Origin of the sequence: Xenorhabdus stockiae (genome assembly GCF_002632825.1) — a bacterium.
GTDB classification, from domain to species: Bacteria; Pseudomonadota; Gammaproteobacteria; order Enterobacterales; family Enterobacteriaceae; genus Xenorhabdus; species Xenorhabdus stockiae.
Genome location: NZ_NJAJ01000015.1, coordinates 93,494 through 114,885, shown reverse-complemented (window position 1 = coordinate 114,885; position 21,392 = coordinate 93,494). Strand labels below are relative to the sequence as shown.

21 protein-coding genes are annotated in these 21,392 nt (G+C 45.4%); 18 read left to right on the top strand and 3 right to left on the bottom strand.

Going from position 1 to position 21,392, the window contains the following annotated elements; translation table 11 throughout:
- Nucleotides 1-109 precede the first annotated feature (109 nt).
- On the top strand, nt 110-625 hold the full coding sequence (locus Xsto_RS09685) for a GNAT family N-acetyltransferase (RefSeq protein WP_099124931.1): 516 nt from the start codon (nt 110-112) through the stop codon (nt 623-625).
- A 124-nt stretch (nt 626-749) separates the two neighbouring features.
- Here the strand turns inward: Xsto_RS09685 and Xsto_RS09680 are convergent, their stop codons facing one another.
- Both Xsto_RS09680 and Xsto_RS09675 read right to left on the bottom strand, forming a co-directional pair.
- Entirely contained in the window at nt 750-1,796 is a 1,047-nt protein-coding gene (locus tag Xsto_RS09680; protein ID WP_099124930.1) for a hypothetical protein, read from the bottom strand.
- Nucleotides 1,797-2,134: 338 nt separating this feature from the next.
- Nucleotides 2,135-3,043 carry an alpha/beta fold hydrolase gene (locus tag Xsto_RS09675; RefSeq protein ID WP_099124929.1) on the bottom strand — a complete coding sequence of 303 codons (909 nt, stop codon included), beginning with the start codon at nt 3,041-3,043 and terminating at the stop codon, nt 2,135-2,137.
- Between the two features lie 465 nt (nt 3,044-3,508).
- On the opposite strand from Xsto_RS09675, the gene yhfZ reads away from it, so the two are divergent.
- The 10 genes from yhfZ (at nt 3,509) to Xsto_RS09625 (ending at nt 13,240) form a co-directional block, all read left to right on the top strand.
- Entirely contained in the window at nt 3,509-4,417 is a 909-nt protein-coding gene (gene yhfZ, locus Xsto_RS09670; protein ID WP_099120378.1) for a GntR family transcriptional regulator YhfZ, read from the top strand.
- Nucleotides 4,418-4,503: 86 nt separating this feature from the next.
- Nucleotides 4,504-4,866 carry a PRD domain-containing protein gene (locus tag Xsto_RS09665; RefSeq protein WP_099109546.1) on the top strand — a complete coding sequence of 121 codons (363 nt, stop codon included), beginning with the start codon at nt 4,504-4,506 and terminating at the stop codon, nt 4,864-4,866.
- A 102-nt stretch (nt 4,867-4,968) separates the two neighbouring features.
- The gene (locus tag Xsto_RS09660; RefSeq protein ID WP_099124928.1) at nt 4,969-6,141 is read left to right on the top strand and encodes a YhfX family PLP-dependent enzyme; all 1,173 of its coding nucleotides are present in this window, start codon (nt 4,969-4,971) and stop codon (nt 6,139-6,141) included.
- Nucleotides 6,142-6,292: 151 nt separating this feature from the next.
- Nucleotides 6,293-7,243, top strand: coding sequence for a phosphotriesterase-related protein (locus Xsto_RS09655; protein ID WP_099124927.1), 951 nt, complete (start codon nt 6,293-6,295; stop codon nt 7,241-7,243).
- A 45-nt stretch (nt 7,244-7,288) separates the two neighbouring features.
- Entirely contained in the window at nt 7,289-7,651 is a 363-nt protein-coding gene (locus Xsto_RS09650; RefSeq protein WP_099109549.1) for a DUF2620 domain-containing protein, read from the top strand.
- Nucleotides 7,652-7,661: 10 nt separating this feature from the next.
- Nucleotides 7,662-9,032: a YhfT family protein gene (locus tag Xsto_RS09645; protein WP_099109550.1), complete on the top strand. Its 1,371-nt coding sequence runs from the start codon at nt 7,662-7,664 to the stop codon at nt 9,030-9,032.
- An 18-nt stretch (nt 9,033-9,050) separates the two neighbouring features.
- Nucleotides 9,051-10,145 carry an aminotransferase class V-fold PLP-dependent enzyme gene (locus Xsto_RS09640; protein ID WP_099124926.1) on the top strand — a complete coding sequence of 365 codons (1,095 nt, stop codon included), beginning with the start codon at nt 9,051-9,053 and terminating at the stop codon, nt 10,143-10,145.
- Between the two features lie 138 nt (nt 10,146-10,283).
- A complete protein-coding gene (locus Xsto_RS09635; RefSeq protein ID WP_099124925.1) occupies nt 10,284-11,669 on the top strand; it encodes a pyridoxal phosphate-dependent decarboxylase family protein in 1,386 nt (461 codons plus the stop codon).
- Nucleotides 11,670-11,793: 124 nt separating this feature from the next.
- Complete coding sequence (gene abiEi, locus Xsto_RS09630; RefSeq protein WP_099109553.1) at nt 11,794-12,330, top strand: type IV toxin-antitoxin system AbiEi family antitoxin; 537 nt, start codon at nt 11,794-11,796, stop codon at nt 12,328-12,330.
- On the top strand, nt 12,320-13,240 hold the full coding sequence (locus Xsto_RS09625) for a nucleotidyl transferase AbiEii/AbiGii toxin family protein (RefSeq protein WP_099124924.1): 921 nt from the start codon (nt 12,320-12,322) through the stop codon (nt 13,238-13,240). The genes abiEi and Xsto_RS09625 overlap by 11 nt, the downstream gene beginning before the upstream one ends.
- Before the next feature lie 79 nt (nt 13,241-13,319).
- On the opposite strand, the gene paaZ is transcribed toward Xsto_RS09625, so the two are convergent.
- On the bottom strand, nt 13,320-15,383 hold the full coding sequence (paaZ, locus tag Xsto_RS09620) for a phenylacetic acid degradation bifunctional protein PaaZ (RefSeq protein ID WP_099124923.1): 2,064 nt from the start codon (nt 15,381-15,383) through the stop codon (nt 13,320-13,322).
- 327 nt (nt 15,384-15,710) lie between these two features.
- Between paaZ and paaA the strand changes: the two genes are divergently transcribed.
- The 7 genes from paaA to paaG all read left to right on the top strand — a co-directional run bounded on the left by paaA (nt 15,711) and on the right by paaG (nt 21,302).
- A complete protein-coding gene (paaA, locus tag Xsto_RS09615) occupies nt 15,711-16,664 on the top strand; it encodes a 1,2-phenylacetyl-CoA epoxidase subunit PaaA (protein ID WP_099109555.1) in 954 nt (317 codons plus the stop codon).
- Nucleotides 16,665-16,703: 39 nt separating this feature from the next.
- The gene (gene paaB, locus Xsto_RS09610; protein ID WP_099109556.1) at nt 16,704-16,991 is read left to right on the top strand and encodes a 1,2-phenylacetyl-CoA epoxidase subunit PaaB; all 288 of its coding nucleotides are present in this window, start codon (nt 16,704-16,706) and stop codon (nt 16,989-16,991) included.
- 16 nt (nt 16,992-17,007) lie between these two features.
- On the top strand, nt 17,008-17,811 hold the full coding sequence (gene paaC, locus Xsto_RS09605) for a 1,2-phenylacetyl-CoA epoxidase subunit PaaC (protein ID WP_099109578.1): 804 nt from the start codon (nt 17,008-17,010) through the stop codon (nt 17,809-17,811).
- Nucleotides 17,812-17,987: 176 nt separating this feature from the next.
- Entirely contained in the window at nt 17,988-18,539 is a 552-nt protein-coding gene (gene paaD / locus Xsto_RS09600) for a 1,2-phenylacetyl-CoA epoxidase subunit PaaD (RefSeq protein WP_099124922.1), read from the top strand.
- Nucleotides 18,540-18,550: 11 nt separating this feature from the next.
- Nucleotides 18,551-19,666, top strand: coding sequence for a 1,2-phenylacetyl-CoA epoxidase subunit PaaE (gene paaE / locus Xsto_RS09595; RefSeq protein WP_099124921.1), 1,116 nt, complete (start codon nt 18,551-18,553; stop codon nt 19,664-19,666).
- Nucleotides 19,667-19,721: 55 nt separating this feature from the next.
- Nucleotides 19,722-20,495 (top strand): 2,3-dehydroadipyl-CoA hydratase PaaF, encoded by a 774-nt coding sequence (gene paaF, locus Xsto_RS09590; protein ID WP_099109559.1) that lies wholly within the window; start codon nt 19,722-19,724, stop codon nt 20,493-20,495.
- Nucleotides 20,496-20,498: 3 nt separating this feature from the next.
- Complete coding sequence (gene paaG / locus Xsto_RS09585; protein ID WP_099109560.1) at nt 20,499-21,302, top strand: 2-(1,2-epoxy-1,2-dihydrophenyl)acetyl-CoA isomerase PaaG; 804 nt, start codon at nt 20,499-20,501, stop codon at nt 21,300-21,302.
- The last annotated feature ends 90 nt before the right edge of the window (nt 21,303-21,392 follow it).

The following is a 21,392-nucleotide window of genomic DNA, read 5'->3' as shown; positions in this document are numbered from 1 at the left end:
AACTGCTCAGTAATGTGAAAAAATTCTTGAAAAAATCTGCAAATAGACTCTTTCAGAGAAAGTAAATCGAGTGTCTCACTATTATGAAAAGTTATTTAGGAGATAATTTATGTTAACCATTCGGGAAGCCACAATAAAAGAACCCCAACAATTATCCCAAATGCTTGAAGAAAGTTACCGTTTTCATTTTTCTTATTTATGGAAAGATAAAGATGAGTTAGAGGAATATATTGCCGAAGAAAGTTCCCCAGAAAGCATAGCGAATTCGCTCAATACCCCCAATCATAAATGGTTTATTGCCGAGACTAACCGTCCTATTGGATTTATAAAAATAGTTGTAAATAAAACTATTCCGGATAGTGAATTAACAGGACTATATTTACATAAACTCTATCTGCTGCCACACCTGACCGGGCAAAATTATGGTCAGAAAATGTTTGACCATGTTGAAAAATTAGGACAAGAACAAGGCCAAAAATGGCTTTGGCTGGAAGTGCTGGAAAGTAACAAGCAGGCGAAAAAATTCTATGAAAAAAATGAGATGAAATGGTACAGGGATATTATATTCACCAGTACTAAACAGCAAAGCACACTGCATATTATGATTAAAGAAATTTCTCGCTAAAAACCCCTTCCTTCACCTTCTAACTGCAAATTGATTGACTAAGCTTACTTACTTTCAGTCAAATAGCATAAAAAAGGTGAAGGATATATTATATATAAACACATATGATTAACTTGATGAATTATTATTTTTGCCTTTTAAAAATATCACTTGGGTAATACTCAATATTAAAAACACCAGATTGCGTCCCATACTCACTCCCAATTTTTTGTGATGAAGCTATCTGTGTAGTACCCGTTTCGCCAAGAAATTTTCTCTTAACATGCCTGTATTCTGAATCTGTAATAGGGCTATACAATGAGCCATTTGAAAATGTTTTTTGTTCTTTCCACAGTTTGGGCCGATTAATTTCCAGATCAATTCTATTTCTTTTTTCTGGCTGAGATAAACGATTATTATTAGTCAAATAATCCATGAGAAATATCCATCCACTAATAGGAGAATCTGGTTTTTCTGATTCTACCTTAATCCACTCCAACGATAATTTAACTAACTTCCTAATCATTCTCGTCTGAAGGGATACCGAAAGCAAATTATTGGTGTGTAAATTTAAACCACCATATTCAACTTCAGTATTATTTCTATTTTTACTCCTCTCTATCTCTGCTAATTTACTTAATAAATTACTATCACTTTTTTTATATCCCTGTCTATTCCCTTCCCTATGCTGGCTCATAAAACGACTAATTGATTCCATTTTATCATTATCAAAATTTATTTCATTATAAAACCTGTTATCTTTACTAAAGCTAAATATTGAATTTTTATTCAACATTTCAGTAAGATATTTTTTCATTCCTGCATTACTATTTTTTTCTAAATTAATATGTTTATCTAATCTGCGATAGATTGATAATTCTTCCGTATTTTTAAATAAAAAATGCACCCACGATATCAACAAGTACTCGGCAATTTCCGGGAATTTTCTCAGATTTGGATCACGCAAAAATAATGGCTTACACATATCAGAAGTTATATAAGAGGATCGACTAATAAGCGATTGTAACCTCATTGGAAATTCTTCACCATCTTGACGCGTAATCCCTAATACATTATTTAAAGCATCAATTGTTAAATAAATATTATCATCCCGTTTTTCTTTTCTTAAATATGATATAAGTACACGACGGGCATCACCTTCTCCATAAACAAATATTACATTCTTATTCATATAATTAACTCCTATATTAATCTATCACGATGGTTAAACACTTATCCGTTACGAAAGAAACCCGTCCTGATATCTATCGTTAGTAAAACTTGATCCCTTACTTTCCCAAAATATATTTGATTCTGATTTATCGCATTGAGCATGAATAATATGTCCAATCTCATCGACAATAGATGCAACTACTTTAATTGACAATTCAGGAGGAAAGGAAGACCGATGTGATGATTTCATTTTTTCATATACGATATCTGGTACACCAAGTGGACCAAATTTGCCAAAAGATGTCCGGTGATCAATCGGTTTACTCGACCCTCCTCTCCTCATAGAAAGTGTATATTTTATTCTGTTTCTTCCACATCATTCAGAAACGGAATAATTTCCTCAGTCATAGCCTGCATAAACGATGGTGGAAAAGTGTGCCCCATTTGCTGCACTGGTAAGAACTTAGCCCCGCTAATACGTCTGGCGGTATCTTCTCCACAGGCCATCGGAATTAAAGGATCATCCTCACCATGTACAACCAGTGCAGGGCAACTAATCCGGCTCAAAAGCTCAGCCCGGTCAGAATCTGCAATTATCGCCAAAATCTGCCGGATGAAACTTTTGGGATAATAGCCGCCACGACTAAGAGCCATTCTCAGATGCTGAGTCTGTTCATCAATATTTAGTGGTTCAGAAGGAGAAGCAATAAGCCGGATAATTCTCAGTTGATGGGCCACCAGCTCTTCTATACGGGTATCGGTGGGTTTAGATAACAACGCTGCCATTACCTCCGGCTTTGGCAAAGGAAGCCCCTGAGCACCACTCGAACTCATGATGCTCACCAGACTTTTTACCCGCTCCGGGTAGGTTGCCACCAGTCTCTGGGCAATCATGCCTCCCATTGAAGCACCGATAATATGGGCCTGAGGGATATTCAGCGCATCAAGCACCCCCAGAGCATCATCAGCCATATCCTGCATACTATAAGAAGCGCGAACAGGTAAGCCCAGACGAAACCGGATTTTCTGCCACAATAAAGAGCGCTGTGGGATATGATCAAATCTCTGGCTCAGCCCCGCATCACGATTATCATGCCGAATTACCCGAAACCCGGCCGCAACTAACAGGTTTACTATGTCATCAGGCCAGTCAATAAGCTGCATTCCCAGACCCATGATAAGCAACACAACCGGTCGCTTCTCACCATTAGCTCCTTCACCGCTATCTTCTATTTCAATTGGGACATCATTTGCTATAACTTTCATAAGAAATAACCTCATGATATATCAATGAAAAATAAATAATTGGCCTGATAAATATACTACCCTGTCTTTTATTGCAGCAGGATAGAATAAAATTTAATAGTAATGAAATAAAAAAAGATAAAACTGTTTAGTTGATGACTCTATATTGAGGTAAAGAACAAAATACCATCAAATTGTTTCATACTGTGACAAATAGTGTAGCAAAAATCACCATACAGACAGAAAAATACAGCAGACATAAGGGTAGGAATCAGGCTATTTCCCTATATTCTCCCATGATGCTTATTTTTATATCTTCAGGCCAAAATAATGATATATCTTCAAAATATTGATAATATTAGTTTTTATCATTTTTTAAATTTTCATTTATTCTGTAATTGTGATATTACTCCCTTTTCTTTAATTCGCTGGTTGCGGTTTATGTTCAAATTTATGAAGATAAATAAGAATGGATAAAAACTTGTAATGATGAGTCAAACATTCATTAAAAAAGAGGGGATTGCGCAATCATTTCTGGCTCGTTATCTCCTCTCAGAACAATGTGGCAATCGCCTGAAAACCATAGAGTTACTGGCAAAAGAGTGTGGGTTGTCCGTGGGTTTAATGCAGGCAGCATTAAAATCTCTCGAGCAATCGCAGGCGGTTGGAATTAAGCGTCGTGGTAGGAATGGCAGCTTTCTCTCGCAGATTAACCATAAATTACTATTGGAATATGCCGATATCGGCAATGTAGTCTGCGCAATGCCCCTTCCCTATACCCGTGCCTATGAGGGTCTGGCCAGTGGTTTAAAAGCATTGTGTGCAGGTGTTCCTTTTTACTTTGCACATATGCGTGGCTCAGATATCCGCATTGAGTGCTTACTGAATGGCGTCTATGACTTAGCAGTAACATCAAGACTCGCCGCAGAGCAGCATCCAGATAATAAAGATATATATATTGCGCTATCACTAGGGACCCAAAGTTACACAGACAGACATCGGTTAATCTTTCGCCAGGGGGAAATGGAAACTATCCGCCGCGTAGGGTTAGACAGCACCTCAGCTGACCAGAAAATAATGACAAAGCAGTATTTTGCAGGAAAAGAAATCGAACTGGTCGAGGTCTCTTATCATGAATGTCTGAATCAAATCATGAAAGGCCACATTGATGCGGCTATCTGGAACGTTGGACAAGGCCATGAGCTGATTGCACAAGGCCTGATGACCCAACTTCCCGATGACGGTGAGTGTTTTATCAAAGCCTCCGAAGCGGTTATCCTTGCCCGCAAGGATAATATCCCTATCCAGCAACTCTTACATACCATGGTTGACAGAGAAGCACTACTAACCCATCAGCAAAACGTGGTATCAGGCATAATCGAACCCATTTACTGAACCTTAATTAGCCCCAAATAAGGTCTCAGCCAAAAACAGACTCAGACCAAACATAATCAATTAAATCTGACGTGTAACAAAAAGCGATGGTAGAACAACGGCTAACTATCCTGTTGCAAGGTGGTGTCATCGATCAGGATATCTACGATAATATGCTTGATGTCGTGCATATTCTGGAGGAGTTCTGGCTGATCCCAGTCCGCCATCCACAAGGTGAAATGGCGCTTACTCACATGGCAAGTGCTTTTATGCGATCACGTCGTGGAGAGATTGTTTCCCCTATAGAAAAAGACATTCTGGACAAAATAAAACAATCCGGGAATTATTCGCGGTTACTCAAAATTCATCATTCCCTGTTGGAAAAATTTACTCTTACCCTACACCCCAATGAGGAAGGCTATCTGTTAATAAATTTATATGGTTTAATACTTGCAACAACAAGTTACTGATTTTTACACATCATAAATATTCAAAAAAATGAAGATTAAGAAACTTCAAGCGTTTTTATTTTTCGCACACACGTACTGCTTTGCAGCTACAAAGAGAAACCTATGTTTATTAATGCGTTAAAAAAACAGAATCCTGAACTAATAGAAGTAGCAAAAAACCTTTGGCAACAAGGTACGATCCTACCAGATACTTACGTCATTGATGTCGATCAGGTATTAAAGAATGGTCAACATTTACTGCAAACAGCAGAGCAATATGGTATCGAACTCTACCTGATGACCAAACAGTTTGGCCGCAATCCGTGGCTGACCAAGAAACTGATTGAACTTGGCTATCCCGGTGTGGTTGCGGTGGATTTCAAAGAAGCCTACAGCCTGAGTCAACATGGTATTCCTCTATGCCACATTGGCCACTTAGTACAGACACCCGCTCATTTGATAGAAACCATGCTCCGGTGTGATCCTAAAATTATCACTGTATTTTCGTTGGAGAAAGCTCAGGCCATATCGGATGCAGCCGAAAAGCTGGGGCGTATCCAGCCCATCATGCTGAAAATCTTTGCTAAGCGCGATATGGCTTTTACCTGTCAGGAATCAGGTTTCCTCTTTGAAGAACTAGATTCGGCTATTGATGCTTTAAAACAGATGGCGGGTATTAAACTATGTGGTCTGACTCATTTTCCCTGTCTGGCATGGAATGCTCAGTATCAGACCACGTTACCGACCGTTAATTTGCAGACGCTGATCAGAGCACGAAATAAACTCAAGCAACGCGGCATTTCTCTCTCTCAAATCAATGCCCCCTCGGCAACTAGCTGCAACACAATTCCCCTGTTATCAAAATATGGTGCGACTCATTTAGAACCGGGTCATGCCCTGACCGGAACAATCCCTGCAAATAGTATTGGCCGGGAGCCTGAACAGATCGCGATGGCTTATGTCACGGAAATATCTCATCACTATGAGGACAAAAGTTATTGTTATGGTGGAGGCTACTACCAACGCAGCCACATGAAGCATGCTCTGGTTTTTCCAGAACACAACAGTTCATACAAAACAGCACGGATATTACGGTTAGGTGAACCCTGTATTGATTACCACTTCTCTCTGTATGGATTGCACCCTATTGGTAGCCCGGTGATCATGTGCTTCCGGACTCAGATTTTCGTCACCCGCAGTGATGTCGCCCTGATCTCAGGTATTCAGTCAGGAAATCCAAAGCTTGAAGGCATTTATGACAGTCAGGGCAACTGGAAAAACAACGGTTACTCTTAATAATTACTCAACATAGGTATTACATTTAATATTATCTTTCCCTCAAATAATGTTATTTTCGCTCTAGTCAATTTACCGCATGATGCTGCGCGACTATTTATTTACGGAAATAATTTTTACGGAATAGTTATGCTTTATTTATGGAATAGTTATGGAATGCCAGAAAAAGATCAGGAATACACCCATACATTCCGCTCTGTATTCCCCATCCAAGATTGATACATCAGGCTACACCTATGTTCATGAGCACTTGCATATTGATCTGTCCGAAGCCAAAGGTACCCTTGACTGTCGTCTCGATCAGTATGAACTGATTGTTGATGAACTTCGCCATCTGCATGCGCTTGGTCTGCGCAATATTGTGGAGGTGACCAACCGTTACATGGGGCGCAATGCCTCCTTTTTACTGAATCTGGTGCGTGATACCCACATCAATATCATTGCCTCGACAGGCTATTACAAACGGCCATTCTTCCCCGATCATTTCAGCACATTAAGCATTCAGGACATTGCTGAAGAGATGATTACTGAAATTGAGACAGGCATTGACGGTACGGCATTAAAAGCCGGTATTATTGCCGAAATTGGCTCCAGCCTTGGGGAAATTACCGAAGATGAGCAAAAGGTCTTTGCCGCAGCCGCTCTCGCACATCATGCTACCGGATGCCCCATATCCACCCACACCACCTTAAGTACAATGGGACGTGAGCAACTGGCGCTCCTCAAGGGATTTGGTGTTTCTCCTGAATCTGTGGCGATTGGTCATTGTGATCTGAAAGACAATCTGGACACGATTATTCCCCTGCTTGAAGAAGGTGCCTGGGTACAATTCGATACCATTGGTAAAAACAATTACTATCCTGACAGCAGGCGCATTGCAATGTTACAGGTGCTTGCCAGCCGAGGGCTACTCGACAGAGTCATGCTCTCTCAGGATATAACCCGCCGTTCTCACCTGAAAAGCAACGGAGGAATTGGTTTCGATTACTTACTCACGGTATTCGTTCCGATGTTGCTGGCTGCCGGCTTTACCCAAACACAGATAGACCGAATGTTACGCGATAACCCTGCCCAATTCTTCCGGCACCGCTTTTCCAAATAACTAAGCAATAATTCGACAGAAAATAAGAAAGAGAGGGATAACAGCATGAAATTTGTCGTTGGTGGACAAATAGAAAAAGAAAAAATTGCCGAATGTATCCGGCAACTGGCCGGAGACAAAGCCGCCTCCGTCGTCATTATGAATGACATTGAAGCCTCTATGGCGATTAAAAATGGCGATGCCGATTATTATTTTGGTGCCTGTAATACGGGCGGCGGCGGGGCGCTGGCTATCGCGATTGCCCTTATCGGTCTGGATCTCTGCGCCACCATTGGTATGCCGGGAAAAATCTTATCCGACGATGAGATTATTGCTCATGTAAAAACAGGCAAAAAAGCATTTGGCTTTACGGGGCAGGATATCGACATTGTTCTTCCGGTGATCATTAACACGATCATTTCTCAATAAGGAGCCTGCCATGCAACATTTTCATGAGTTCCTGATGAGACTGATGGAAGTCGATCCTTTTAAAGCGGGATTACTGGCTTCAATTGGTGCGATTGCCGCCATGATGGCAAACCGTGGTATCGCCGTTTTCCATGATGGCCTGCGTCCGCTGCTCCCTGAATATCTGGAAGGACGAATGAGCCGTAAGGCACTGGCAGCAACAAGTTTTGCCCTGAGCATTGGTCTGGTCGTCGGGTTTGGTATCCCCTTCTCGCTGACAGCACCTATCGTGCTGGTTCACAGCCTGTTGCTCGGTACCGATATGATTGGGATCTGGTGTGCCAACAGCCGCAGAGGATTCATGGCTTCCGGTATCATTGGAGCCTTATACGCCATTGCCTTACTGGCCGGATTACGTTCCGTTGTTGAGCTGTTTGCGATGCTGCCGGTTAATTTCACCGATGACCTGAAAAAAGTCGGTGATCCGATTGTCGCCTGCTTTGCTCTGTTCCCTGCGATGGTCGTCGGCTATCAATATGGCTACCGCAAAGGGCTTTTAGTCATGCTCACCGCTTTAGTCGGCTATGTAGCGACGAAAGCCGCTGGCCCGCTCAGTTTTGGAGGACTAATCGAAAAGCCGGTCAGTGTCGATCCGAATGGTGCGGCTTTGTTGCTGTCGATGATTGCCATGTTCTACTTCGCCATGCGTGAACGTCCGGATAATGCCCCATCCGCCAATCAATCCTCCGCAGCACCAAAAGGCGCTAATGAAATGTTAGTCGGGCTGTTCTCAACCCGCATCGAACGTATTCAGAAAAACAAATGGCTACTAATCCTTTGTGGCGGCCTGACTGCAAGTGCAGCGACCATGTCTTTCAGCCTGCTGGCAGAAGGGCCGGTATCCCTGCAATTGATGGCGCAGGATGAGCAGACGAGTGCCCTGCTGGTGGCGCTGGCACGTGCCATCGGGTTTGTCCCGCTGGTCGGTACAACGGCAATCGCTACTGGTGTCTACAGCCCCAACGGGATGAAATTCGTGTTTGTGGCAGGTCTGGCAACCAGCAATCCGTGGCTGGCCTTTGTCGCCGGTGGCCTGACGATGTTTATCGAAATCCAGCTACTGGCAAAAATTGCTATCTGGCTGGATAAATATCCCGGCGTCAAAGCGTGTAGCGGCCATATTCGTACCGCGATCACCAAAATGCTCGAAGTCGCCCTGTTGGTTGGTGGTATGATCGCTTCCAACGCCATTCTGCCGGGTATGGGCTTTATGATTGTTGCGGGGATTTATCTGCTTAACCGCACGTCTAAACGTCCTTTGGTTGAAATGGCAATCGGCCCGATCGCAACCATTGCCGTAGGTATTCTTGCTAACGTACTCTATTTAGTCGGAATAAATTAACAGGAACAAAGTGAGAGAATGAAAACAGCACCGTTACAAAGCATGACGATGGCACAGGCCCAGAAGCAGCAGTTTAAGCTGGTGGATATCATCTGTCGTCACTTTCCCGGCGCTGATTTTCTCTCACAGGGAGATCTGGGTTTAGTCCCGGGTCTCCAGCAACCCAGAATGACGCACCGTATTGAATCTGTTCTCGCCGAATATTTTAACGCAGAAGCGGCAGCTTTTGTGAATGGTGCCGGAACCGGTGCCTTGCGGGCCGGGCTGGGAGCAATACTTCGTCCTTGTGAGACATTACTTGTCCATGACGCACCGATTTATCCCACGACTAAAACATCAATTGAACAAATGGGTCTTCATGTCGTTTATGCAGATTTCAACTGCACAAAGCAGCTTGAAACTGCCATACAACAGCATAAGCCCACAGCTTGTCTTATCCAGCATACACGGCAGAAAATTGATGATCGTTATTCTTTGAAAGAGGTTATTTCCATCCTGAACAAGCATCACATTCCTTCACTGGTAGATGACAACTACGCAGCCATGAAAGTCCCCCACATCGGCTGTGAATATGGCGCAACGCTTTCTACTTTTTCCTGCTTTAAATTACTTGGGCCACAGGGAGTAGGCTTAGTTATCGGTAAGCAGACAATCATCGAGAAACTGCGTCACAACATGTACTCCGGCGGTTGTCAGATTCAGGGCTATCAGGCGATGGAAGCACTACGTGGGCTGGTATTTGCACCGGTCATGCACGCAGTACAGTCTGAAGTAAATGAAGAATTAGTGCTTCGGCTGAATCAGGGGGAAATACCTCAGGTAAAACAGGCTATGATTGCCAATGCCCAGTCCAAAGTAGTTTTAGTCGAATTCCATGAACCCATCGCGGATACGGTACTGAACATCGCGCATACATTGGGCGCATTACCTTATCCCGTTGGGGCAGAGTCAAAATTTGAAATTCCGCCCCTCTTTTACCGAATTTCCGGCACATTCCGCCAGACCGATCCCACGCTGGAGAAACGTATGATCCGCATCAATCCCAATCGTAGCGGAGCCGAAACCATCATGCGTATCTTGCAGGCAAGTTGTCGGAAACAGACATCCGGCTGATATTCTGCCAGTCAGGACTAACAACCAGCCATCAAATATTTTCCCTTCTGGATCAGCCATCACTCTTCCCATAGAATCAATGATAGCTATCCAATTGAATAAATTACATAAATGATAATAAACAGGGAAAATATTTTGATGGAAGAACCGATTCGGGAAACCTCTCTTGCTGCGGTTAAAACAGCCAGCAAAATCGCATACCAATATGTCAGTGAAATTCGAAATCAACGTGTCTATCCCGATTCTGATGCTTTACTGGGCCTGCAACATTTTGACAGGCCATTACCTCAGAATGGCACTGATTGTCAGGAAGTACTGGCCCAACTTCAAAAATACGGCTCACCGGCCACAGTTGCCAGCACGGGCGGACGCTATTTCGGGCTGGTTGTCGGCGGCTCAACACCGGCTGCGATGGGAGCTAATATTGTTTCCAGTGCCTGGGATCAAATAGCGTTGATGGAGTCCTCTTCTCCCGTTGCTCATCAATTAGAAAAAATTGCCGGGCGCTGGGTATTGGAGCTTTTGAATTTACCCTCAGATGCATTCGTTGGTTTCGTCTCCGGCACCACGATGGCACATGTCAGCGCATTAGGTGCTGCGCGCCAGTACCTGTTTCAAAAACAGGGCTATGATCTGGCAGAACATGGTTTACAGAATGCCCCACCGTTGAAAGTTGTTCTGTCCGAAGAATCCCACGTTTCGGTTTTAAAGGCACTGAGGTTACTCGGCTTCGGTCGTTCACAGTTCATTTTTGTACCCTGTGATAATCAGGGGCGCATCATTGTCAGCGCTGTACCTGAACTTTCAGATAATATGATTCTGGTATTACAGGCCGGTAATGTGAATTCCGGCAGTTCTGATCCTTTCCAGTCCCTGATTCCACAGGCCAAAAAAGCAGGCTGTTGGGTGCATGTCGATGGTGCTTTTGGTCTCTGGGCACGGGCATCAAAAGAAAAATCTGAATTAGCCGAAGGTGTTGAAGGCGCAGATTCATGGGCGGTAGATGCGCACAAATGGCTGAACACGCCCTATGACTGTGGCATGTGTATTGTACGCAACAAACAGGCACTCAGAGATGTTATGACAACCTCTGCCGCCTACGTTGAGACTCAGGAGGAGTGGCAGGCAAAAGATATGTTGCCGGAATTCTCCCGCAAAGCCAGAGCTGTAGAGGTGTGGGCAGCTATTTCTGAGCTGGGTGCTCAAGGGATTGAAGCATTAATTGATCGCTGCTGTCTGTATGCAGAAATGCTGGCTGATGGTCTGAAATCACTGGGTTTCACTATTCTTAATGATGTTGTTCTAAATCAGGTAGTGGCCTGTTTGCCTGATATCACTTTGCAGCGCAGGATGCTGCAACTGGTTCAGCAATCCGGTGAATGTTGGTTCGGGCAGACGACATGGCAGGGTCAGGAAGCCATAAGGCTCAGTGTCAGCTCGTGGGCAACCACAGAAGCCGATATTCAGCGTAGCCTGAAAGCAATTGCAGCCGCAATTGATGAGGCAAATAAAGACATCAAATAAATAAGAATACCTCTATCAAGTGTACACAAAGAACACATATATGTGATATTTGTGTATACTTAATTAAGTATATTATGTATACATAAACCTCATTCAAAAGTGATATAAATGTAGACTTAATACCATGAATCACATGACTGCTATTCAATATCTGAATAAATTTGATCAGCAAGGTCGCTACGTCTTTACCACTAAAGATCTCGCTAAAGTTTTTTCAGAAGATAGTAAAAGAGCCTTTGAAGCCGGTCTGAATCGCCTCGTGAAGCACGGGGTGTTATTACGAGCCTGTAAAGGCATTTATGTATTCGCACTGTCACAACATAATGGGCTAGATACGCTGGAATTAATCGCCAGAGCGATGAGGCGAGGTGAGTACAGCTATGTCAGCCTAGAATCTGCATTATCTGAATACGGTGCTATTTCCCAAATCCCGATTGATCGACTGACTGTAATGACAACTGGCCGTGAAGGGACTTATAGAACACCTTTCGGCACCATTGAATTCACACACACTAAAAGATCCGTACCCGATATTATTAACAACATTAAAGAAATTGGTAGACCACTCCGCCTGGCCAGTAAACAAACAGCTTACCGGGATCTAAAACGAGTCGGCAGAAACACTCATTTAGTTGAGAAGGAGGTTATCAATGAAGATTAATCGTACTGATTTCTCACAACTGGTTGACATCGCAATGCAAAATGATCAGGTGACACACATGAGACCTGTTGTCGAAAAAGAACTTCTTCACTATGACATCTTATTTTGTCTTGAGCAGGGCGGGTTACTGGATGAGCTTGTTTTTCAGGGAGGGACATCCTTACGACTCTGCTACGGAGGCAGCCGCTTTAGTGAAGACTTGGACTTTGCTGGTGGAAAAGATTTCTCATCCAGTCAATTAAAGGACATGAAACAGTGTATTGAAGATTACATTGGAAAACGATATGGCTTAGAAGTAACGGTAAAAGAACCGGATATCTTGAAGCAACAGCCCGAGTATTCTGAACTGAAAATCAATAAGTGGCAGATTTCTATCATTACATCTCCCGGCAGAAAAGACTTACCCAAACAACGCATTAAGATTGAAGTTGCCAATATTCCTGCTTACACCCGAAATATTTTGCCATTACGTAACAACTACCCTTCTCTGCCGGATGGTTACAATGACACATTGATACATGTAGAAACCTTAGATGAAATCATGGCGGATAAATTGATTTCATTACCTGCTACCAGAAATTATGTTCGCTATCGTGATATTTGGGATTTAGTTTGGTTACAACAACAAAATGCCAGATTAGATGCTGATTTGGTGATGAAAAAAATCGCTGACTACAAGCTAATAAACTTTACTACGTTATTAGAGCAGCGCCTCCAGTCCTTACCTGAAATCATCACAGGTAAAGCATTTATCGCCGAAATGGAGCGCTTTCTGCCCAGTGATACCTTTGCACGTACTTTGGGAAATAAGAAATTTATCCCTTACTTAATTTCAAACTTAAAAGAGTTATTTCAAAAACTGCAAATATCACTCTCCGGCAATGATAACCACCCCAAATTCAGAATGTAAAAAATAGCCTGAGGGATACCACTTATATTGCTTTTCACCTCAGGCACTTTCTTATTCAGAAAAGGTTAACAAACGCGGATTAAACATAATCCCTCAACTGCCGTTCCACCAGCGTGAGAATGCTGTAAAGCGCGACAGGCTGTTGCTCCTGATTTAAAACCTGCACATCCCACATAACGACACCATGTGGTTTATCATCCGGCGTTTTCTGCACTTTCTTGATCTTCTTCTTACAGGTCAGCCGAACCTGAATAGTATCGCCAATCTTCACTGGTTCAATAAAGCGTAGGTTTTCCATGCCATAGTTCGCCAATACCGGCCCAACGGGTGCATCGACGAATAAGCCGGCGGCGGCAGAAACTACAAAATAGCCATGTGCTACACGCTCACCGAACAGGGATTCAGCCGCGCCAATTTTATCCATATGAGCATAGAAATGATCACCGCTCAGGCAGGCAAAATTAACGATATCCGCTTCCGTCACCGTCCGGCGGGCGGTTAGCAGACTTTCACCGATTTCAATTTGTTCGAAATATTTGCGGAACGGGTGGACAGGATCTTCCTTCACTTTTGCGCCACGTACCCACTCACGGCCAATTGCTGTCAGCATACTCGGGCTGGCCTGAATTGCCGTGCGCTGCATATAGTGTTTCACAGCACGTAATCCGCCAAGCTCCTCACCACCACCTGCGCGTCCCGGCCCGCCATGTACCAGCATGGGTAACGGAGAACCATGCCCGGTTGATTCGGCAGAAGCCGCTTCATCCAGAATCAGCATACGGCCATGAGCGCAGGCGGTTGCACGGATGACCTGCATCGCAATCTGCTCATCTGACGTAACCAGCGAACCCACCAGACTTCCCTGCCCCATTAAAGCCAGCTCAATCGCCTGTTCAGTCTCCTGATATGTCATCAAGGTGGAAACCGGGCCGAAAGCTTCTGTTTCATGTACAACCTGATTGGTCATCGGATCTGCGCAATAAAGCAGAGTTGGCGGGTAAAATGCCCCATTACTGTTCGTCTTATCCGCCAGTTGCAGTTTAGCTAAAGAGCCACCATGCAGTAATTCACAACCACTTTGTAGCAGTAAATCCACTTTGGACTGAACTTCATCGCGCTGTTCAAGGCTGATTAATGACCCCATACGGACATCCGGTAAAGCCGGATCGCCTACCACAACACCGGACAAACGTTTAATCAACGCCTGCTGAACCGACTCAAGCTGGCTTTCCGGTACAATAATACGCCGGATAGCAGTACACTTTTGCCCGGCCTTTACCGTCATTTCACGGACAACTTCCTTAATGAATACGCCAAATTCTGGCATATCCGGCGTCACATCATCCCCCAGAATACAACAGTTGAGAGAGTCAGCTTCCATCGTAAACGGAATGGATTTTTCAATCAGGCGAGGGTGAGACTTCAATTTATGTCCGGTCTGGGCTGAGCCGGTAAAAGTCACCGCATCCTGATAGTCGAGATGATCAAACAGATCGCCGATTCCGCCACAGATCAATTGCAATGCGCCTTCCGGAACCAAACCACTGTCGAGGATCAGTTTCACCATTGCCTGTGTTAACTGTGCTGAAGCGGTAGCGGGTTTAATAATGGCCGGCATGCCCGCCATCCAGGTCGGTGCCAGTTTTTCCAGCATCCCCCAGCAAGGGAAGTTAAATGCATTAATGTGCAGAGCAACACCGGGGCGGGAAGTCAGAACATGACGAGCGACAAACTGGGACTGTTTGGAAAGTGGGATCATCTCATCTTCCGGCCACAACACATCATCCGGTAGCTCACGTCCTGCCAGACCCGCATAGGAAAATAGCGTTGCAATGCCCCCTTCAATATCTACCCAGCCATCCGAGCGGGTCGCTCCGGTTTCTGCCGAGATAGCATATAAAGCTTCTTTATTGGCAAGCAGATGCTTTGCAACGGCTTTCATCATCTGGGCACGCTGCTGGAATGTCATGGCTGAGAGTGCTTTTCCACCTTTTTCTCTGGCATATCTAAGGCTATCAGCCAGTGGCAGATCATCTGAACAAACCTGATACAGCGCTGCACCACTTACTGCATGATGAATAGTTCTGGCGTTACCATTTCCATAAACCCACTCACCACAAATATAACTGGTCAATTGTTGCATTTTTTTCTCCGCCGATATCATTAATGAATCACCATTAAAACAATATGCAATATTTATGTATCACATAATCCAGACAAAAAACCACCCAAAAAATTAACAAAAGCGAACATTTTCTGGGCTCTACATATCAATCCCCTTACTTATCCATAACAATAAAAATTAATTACAACTTTTTGAAAAATAAATAACATAAATTGTGATGCGCTCAACAAATATACAAATAAAACGTTTGATATTTTTGTTATCAGTTTGTAGATTTAAGGTTGCATTAAGTGATTCGTTTTTACTATATATTTTAAAAAATAAGAATCATATGTGGAGCGTTATATGACAACTGATCAACCAGATCATCAACGACAGGCGCATTTTGACGCCAAGATCGAGGCAGATATCACCATTGAAGCTAAGGATTGGATGCCCGATGCCTATCGCCAAAACCTGATACGTCAGATCGGTCAACACGCACACTCGGAAGTTGTCGGCATGTTACCGGAAGCCAACTGGATCACCCGTGCTCCAACTCTGCGGCGCAAGGCTGTATTACTGGCAAAAGTGCAGGATGAGGCAGGCCACGGGCTTTATCTCTACAGCGCCGCAGAAACACTGGGCTGTACTCGTCAGGACATCTATCAGAAATTGCTGGATGGAACGATGAAATATTCGTCAATTTTCAACTATCCCACCTTGAGCTGGGCAGACATTGGCGTAATTGGCTGGCTGGTGGACGGTGCTGCGATAGTCAATCAGGTCGCTCTGTGTCGTGCCTCTTACGGCCCTTATGCCCGCGCTATGGTGAAAATCTGTAAAGAAGAGAGCTTCCACCAACGTCAGGGATATGAAGCGGTTACCGTGCTGGCAAAAGGGAGTGAAACTCAGCGGGCCATGCTACAGGATGCCATTAATCGGTTCTGGTGGCCGACGTTGATGATGTTCGGCCCTAATGACAGTGATTCCCCCAACAGCGCCCAGAGTATGGCCTGGAAAATTAAACGGTTTAGTAACGATGAGCTGAGACAGAAATTCATCGATAACACCGTTCCCCAATTAGAGGCACTGGGTATGACAGCCCCTGATCCTGAACTGGCCTGGGATGAAACAACAGGGCATTACCGTATTGGTGACATCAACTGGGACGAATTCAATCAGGTGATCAAAGGCTACGGCATATGTAACCACGAACGTCTGGAGGCCAAACGTCGGGCATGGGAAAACGGAAGTTGGGTACGTGAGGCAGCTTCCAGCCATGCCAGAAAAATGGCTGCCAAAAAACAGGCTGCTTAGTCCACTGTATTTAATAACTGATGAAAACGGAGGCAAGATATGAACAATACCGATTGGCCACTGTATGAAGTCTTTGTTCGCAGTAAGCAGGGGCTGGCTCATCGTCATGTCGGCAGCCTCCATGCAGCGGATGATCAGATGGCGCTGGAAAATGCGCGTGATGCTTATACCCGGCGCAATGAAGGCTGCTCTATCTGGGTGGTGAAATCCATCTACTTGGTTGCATCACAACCGGAAGATCGCAGTGCTTTTTTTGAACCGTCGGAAGATAAGATTTACCGTCATCCGACGTTCTACACGATCCCTGACGGCATCAAGAATATGTAAGGGGGAAAATATGAACATGCCTCATACCGCTTCCCTCGATCATAACCTTCTCAATCATAATCTTTTCAACTACGTACTGCGTCTCGGAGACAGCCCGCTGATTCTGGCGCAGCGCCTGTGCGAATGGTGTGGTCACGCGCCAGAACTGGAAATTGATTTGGCTCTGGCTAACATCGGTCTCGATTTGCTGGGTCAGGCACGCCATTTTCTCAGCTATGCAGCCACACTTGACGGAACTGATGCTGAAAAAAATAGAGAAAGTGATGAAGACCGGTTGGCTTTTGGTCGTGATGAGCGGGAGTTCCGCAATCTTCTGCTGGTGGAGCAACCTAATGGCGGCTTTAACGATACGCTGGTGCGCCAGTTTTTTATCGATGCCTATCACGTCTTACTTCATCAGGCATTAAGGCAGAGCCGTGATACTCAATTAGCCGCTATCAGCAATAAGTCATTAAAAGAGGTGGAATATCACCTGCGTTTCAGCCGTGGCTGGATGATCCGTCTGGGGGATGGCACAGAACAGAGCCACGAGAAAATGCAGCAGTCTGTCAATCAGCTGTGGCGCTTTACCGGCGAACTTTTCCATTGCGATGAAGTAGAGCAGCAACTTGCTGAGGCGGGCATTGCGGTTGATCCCCGGACACTGCATGAACCCTGGCAGCAAATGGTCAAAGACACCTTTGCTCAGGCCACGCTGGAAATACCGCAGGAACCCCCTTACCGGCAGGGCGGCAAGCAAGGGCGGCATACAGAACATCTCGGATACATACTGGCAGAAATGCAGTTTTTACAGCGGGCATATCCAGACAATAACTGGTGACCGCAGCCAACAAAGAGGCAGCTCGAAAGACGATATGTATATACCCAATGGATTTCGAGTTGCATCGCGGCGGCAAGGAAACTCATCCCCTGGAGCATAGCTAACTATGTGACCGGGGTGAGTGACCGCAGCCAACAAAGAGGCAGCTCGAAAGACGAAGGGTATAGGAGGGTAGGATGGAACAGCAACTTAGTTCCTTACAATCAATAGCGTTGCAATCAATAGCATTGCAGCAACCCGAAATCCACCAGATCTGGCAGTGTCTGCATCAGATTGCCGATCCAGAACTGCCGACGTTATCGATTACCGACCTCGGTATGATACGAGAAGTCACCGCTTTCCAGAAGGAGCAGAACGGTCAGAAGGGGTGGCAAGTGGTATTCACTCCCACTTATTCAGGCTGCCCGGCCACGGATTTTCTCATTCATGAAATCCGGACAACACTGGCTCATGCCGGTTTTTCCCCTGTACATATTGACGTAAGCCTGAGCCCGGCATGGACGACTGACTGGATGAATGCCGATGCCAGACAGCGTCTGCGGGAATCCGGTATCGCGCCACCACAGGGAGCGGCCTGCGAAAAACCCGCAGACACCGAATCCATTACCTGCCCGCGTTGTGGCAGTCATCAGACAGAAAAAATCAGTGAGTTTGGTTCCACCGCGTGCAAAGCACTTTATCGCTGTCAGCACTGTCTGGAACCTTTCGATTATTTCAAATGTATTTAAGGGAGCAGCAGATGGCTATTCTTCCTCATCCCGGTTCTCAACAAAAGCAGTCTCACCGGACACAGTTTCATCGCTTACGCATTGCTGCTATTGAGCAGGAAACGTCAGATTCTGTAGCGGTCACACTGCACATTCCCGATGAACTGAAAGAATATTTCCACTATCAGCCGGGTCAGCATCTGACACTCAAGGCAGAGGTTAACGGGGAAGAACTGCGCCGTTGCTACTCCATCTGTAGCTCACCACTGGATGACACACTACAAATTGGTGTCAAGGCTATCTATCAGGGGCGATTCTCTACTTTTATTAATCAACAATTGAAAGTTGGGGATGAGCTGGATGTCATGCAGCCACAAGGTAATTTTGGTCATCACCCTGATACCAGCAAACCGGGAAATTATCTGGCGATTGCGGCCGGTTCGGGCATTACGCCTATCCTGTCGATTATCAAAAGCACACTGGCTCTGGAGCCAGAGAGCACTGTTACGCTGATTTATGGCAACAGTACCAGCCGCTCTGTGATGTTCAGGGAAGCACTGGCTGATCTCAAAAACCGCTACCTGCAACATTTTCAGGTCATGTATCTATTCAGTCAGGAAACCACTGACAGCCCGCTGCTCAACGGTCGTATCAATACCGAAAACCTGCTGCGGATCGGCAAAATACTCCTTAATTTTTCCCAGTTTGATCACGCTTTTCTTTGTGGGCCTGCAACGATGCTGGATGATGCCAAATCAGCACTTGAGCAGGCCGGCATGGCGCCTGAACACATCCATAGTGAACGTTTCAATACCGGTAATCATCCACTCTACACTGCTTCCCGTCCTGCCAATCTGGCCGGACGCAATGAAACAAGTGTCGAAATTCATTTAGATGGTCGCACTCTGAATATTGTGATGAATGCTGAGGATAACAGCATTCTTGATGCGGCCCTGCGTCAGGGCGCAGATTTGCCCTACGCCTGTAAAGGTGGTGTTTGTGCCACCTGTAAATGCCGGCTCAAATCCGGTGAAGTGGATATGGGGGTGAACTACAGCCTTGAACCGGATCAACTGGCCGCCGGTTATATTTTAAGCTGCCAGTCATGGCCGAAAGGCGATGGTGTTGTTGTTGATTTTGATGTCTGAAATCTCTCATTAATCAGAAATATTCCAGAGATAAGAGTGCAAATCAGGAGATACCATGAATCAGGAATGGGTTTTAAGTCTTCAACAACAGCGGGTACGCACACTGACCCTCAACCGCCCAGAAGTACGTAATGCCCTCAGCAATGACTGTCTGGAACTGCTCGTACAACATCTGGAACAGGCAGATGCCGATGCCGGAACCGGTGTCATCATCATTACCGGCTCACTACGCTGCTTCGCCGCCGGGGCAGACCTTAAAGAACTACAGCAACAAACCGTTGCCAGCGCAATAACTGATCGTCGCCCCCAACTCTGGCAGCGGCTGAACAATATCAGCAAACCGATGATAGCCGCCGTTAATGGTTATGCCCTCGGCGCGGGCTGTGAACTGGCACTGGCCTGCGATCTGGTGATTTGTGGTGAAAACGCCAGCTTTGGGCTGCCGGAAATCACGCTGGGGTTAATGCCGGGAGCGGGAGGAACACAACGGCTTATCCGCAGTGTAGGCAAAGCTCTTGCCAGCCAGATGATATTAACCGGCGAAGCCATTAACGCTCATCAGGCGCAACAGGCAGGGTTAGTGAGTGAAATTTGCATCGATAACCTGACGTTGAAACGTGCACAACAGATAGCAGACCGCATCAGTGAATTTTCGCCGCTGGCTCTGCGGGCGGCTAAGGCTGCGCTCAAGACTGCATACGAAACCAGCCTGTCACAAGGGCTGTCCGCTGAACGACAACACTTTGTTGCCTTAGCAGGTACAGCCGATCGTCAGGAAGGTATTTCAGCCTTCCTTGAAAAACGTAAACCAACATTTAAAGGATGCTAGTAGATGGAAAATGAAAATATACCCACGATACTCACTGAAGTGAAAGCAGGTGTCCTTAGCATTAAACTCAATCGTCCTAGGCTGATAAACAGCATCAACGAGGAAATGCACCTGCAACTCAGTGAAGCTCTGAAAATTGCAGAACAGGATGAATCGGTGCGCTGTGTACTGATTTCAGGAACCGGACGTGGTTTCTGTGCTGGTCAGGATTTAAATGATCGTAGTTCTGTTATCAACGTAGGTGGCGTTCCTGATCTCGGCTATTCCCTTGAAACTTACTATAACCCGCTAATCCGCCGTCTGACCACCCTGCCCAAGCCGGTGATTTGCGCTGTTCATGGCGTGGCAGCGGGAGCGGGTCTTTCCCTTGCTTTGGCGGGTGACATTGTGCTCGCCTCCCGCAATACAACCTTTATTCAGGCTTTCTGTCGTATTGGCCTGACACCGGATGCAGGCGGTAGCTGGTTCCTGCCCCATAAAATTGGTCATGCCCGCGCGATGGGAATGGCAATGCTGGGAGACAAAATCAGTGCTGAACAGGCACTGGAGTGGGGCATGATCTGGCAGGTCTTTGAACCTAAAGAACTGGAAGAAAAAGCATGGGAAATCGCCCAACGTCTGGCAACTCAGCCGACAGTCTCCCTTGCGTGCATCAAAAAATCCACTTACGCCGCCGCAACCAACACGTTGGATCAGCAGCTTGAGCTTGAGCGCGATCTACAACGCCAGTGTGGGCATACAGAAGATTTTCAGGAAGGCATTCGTGCGTTTATGGAAAAGCGCGAACCACAGTTTAAAGGAAAATAAATATGAATATGCCAATACATCATCGCCCGACATTCAGTGATTCAACAGATAACGAATCAATTAATGAATCAATACCAGAAGGCCCAATCG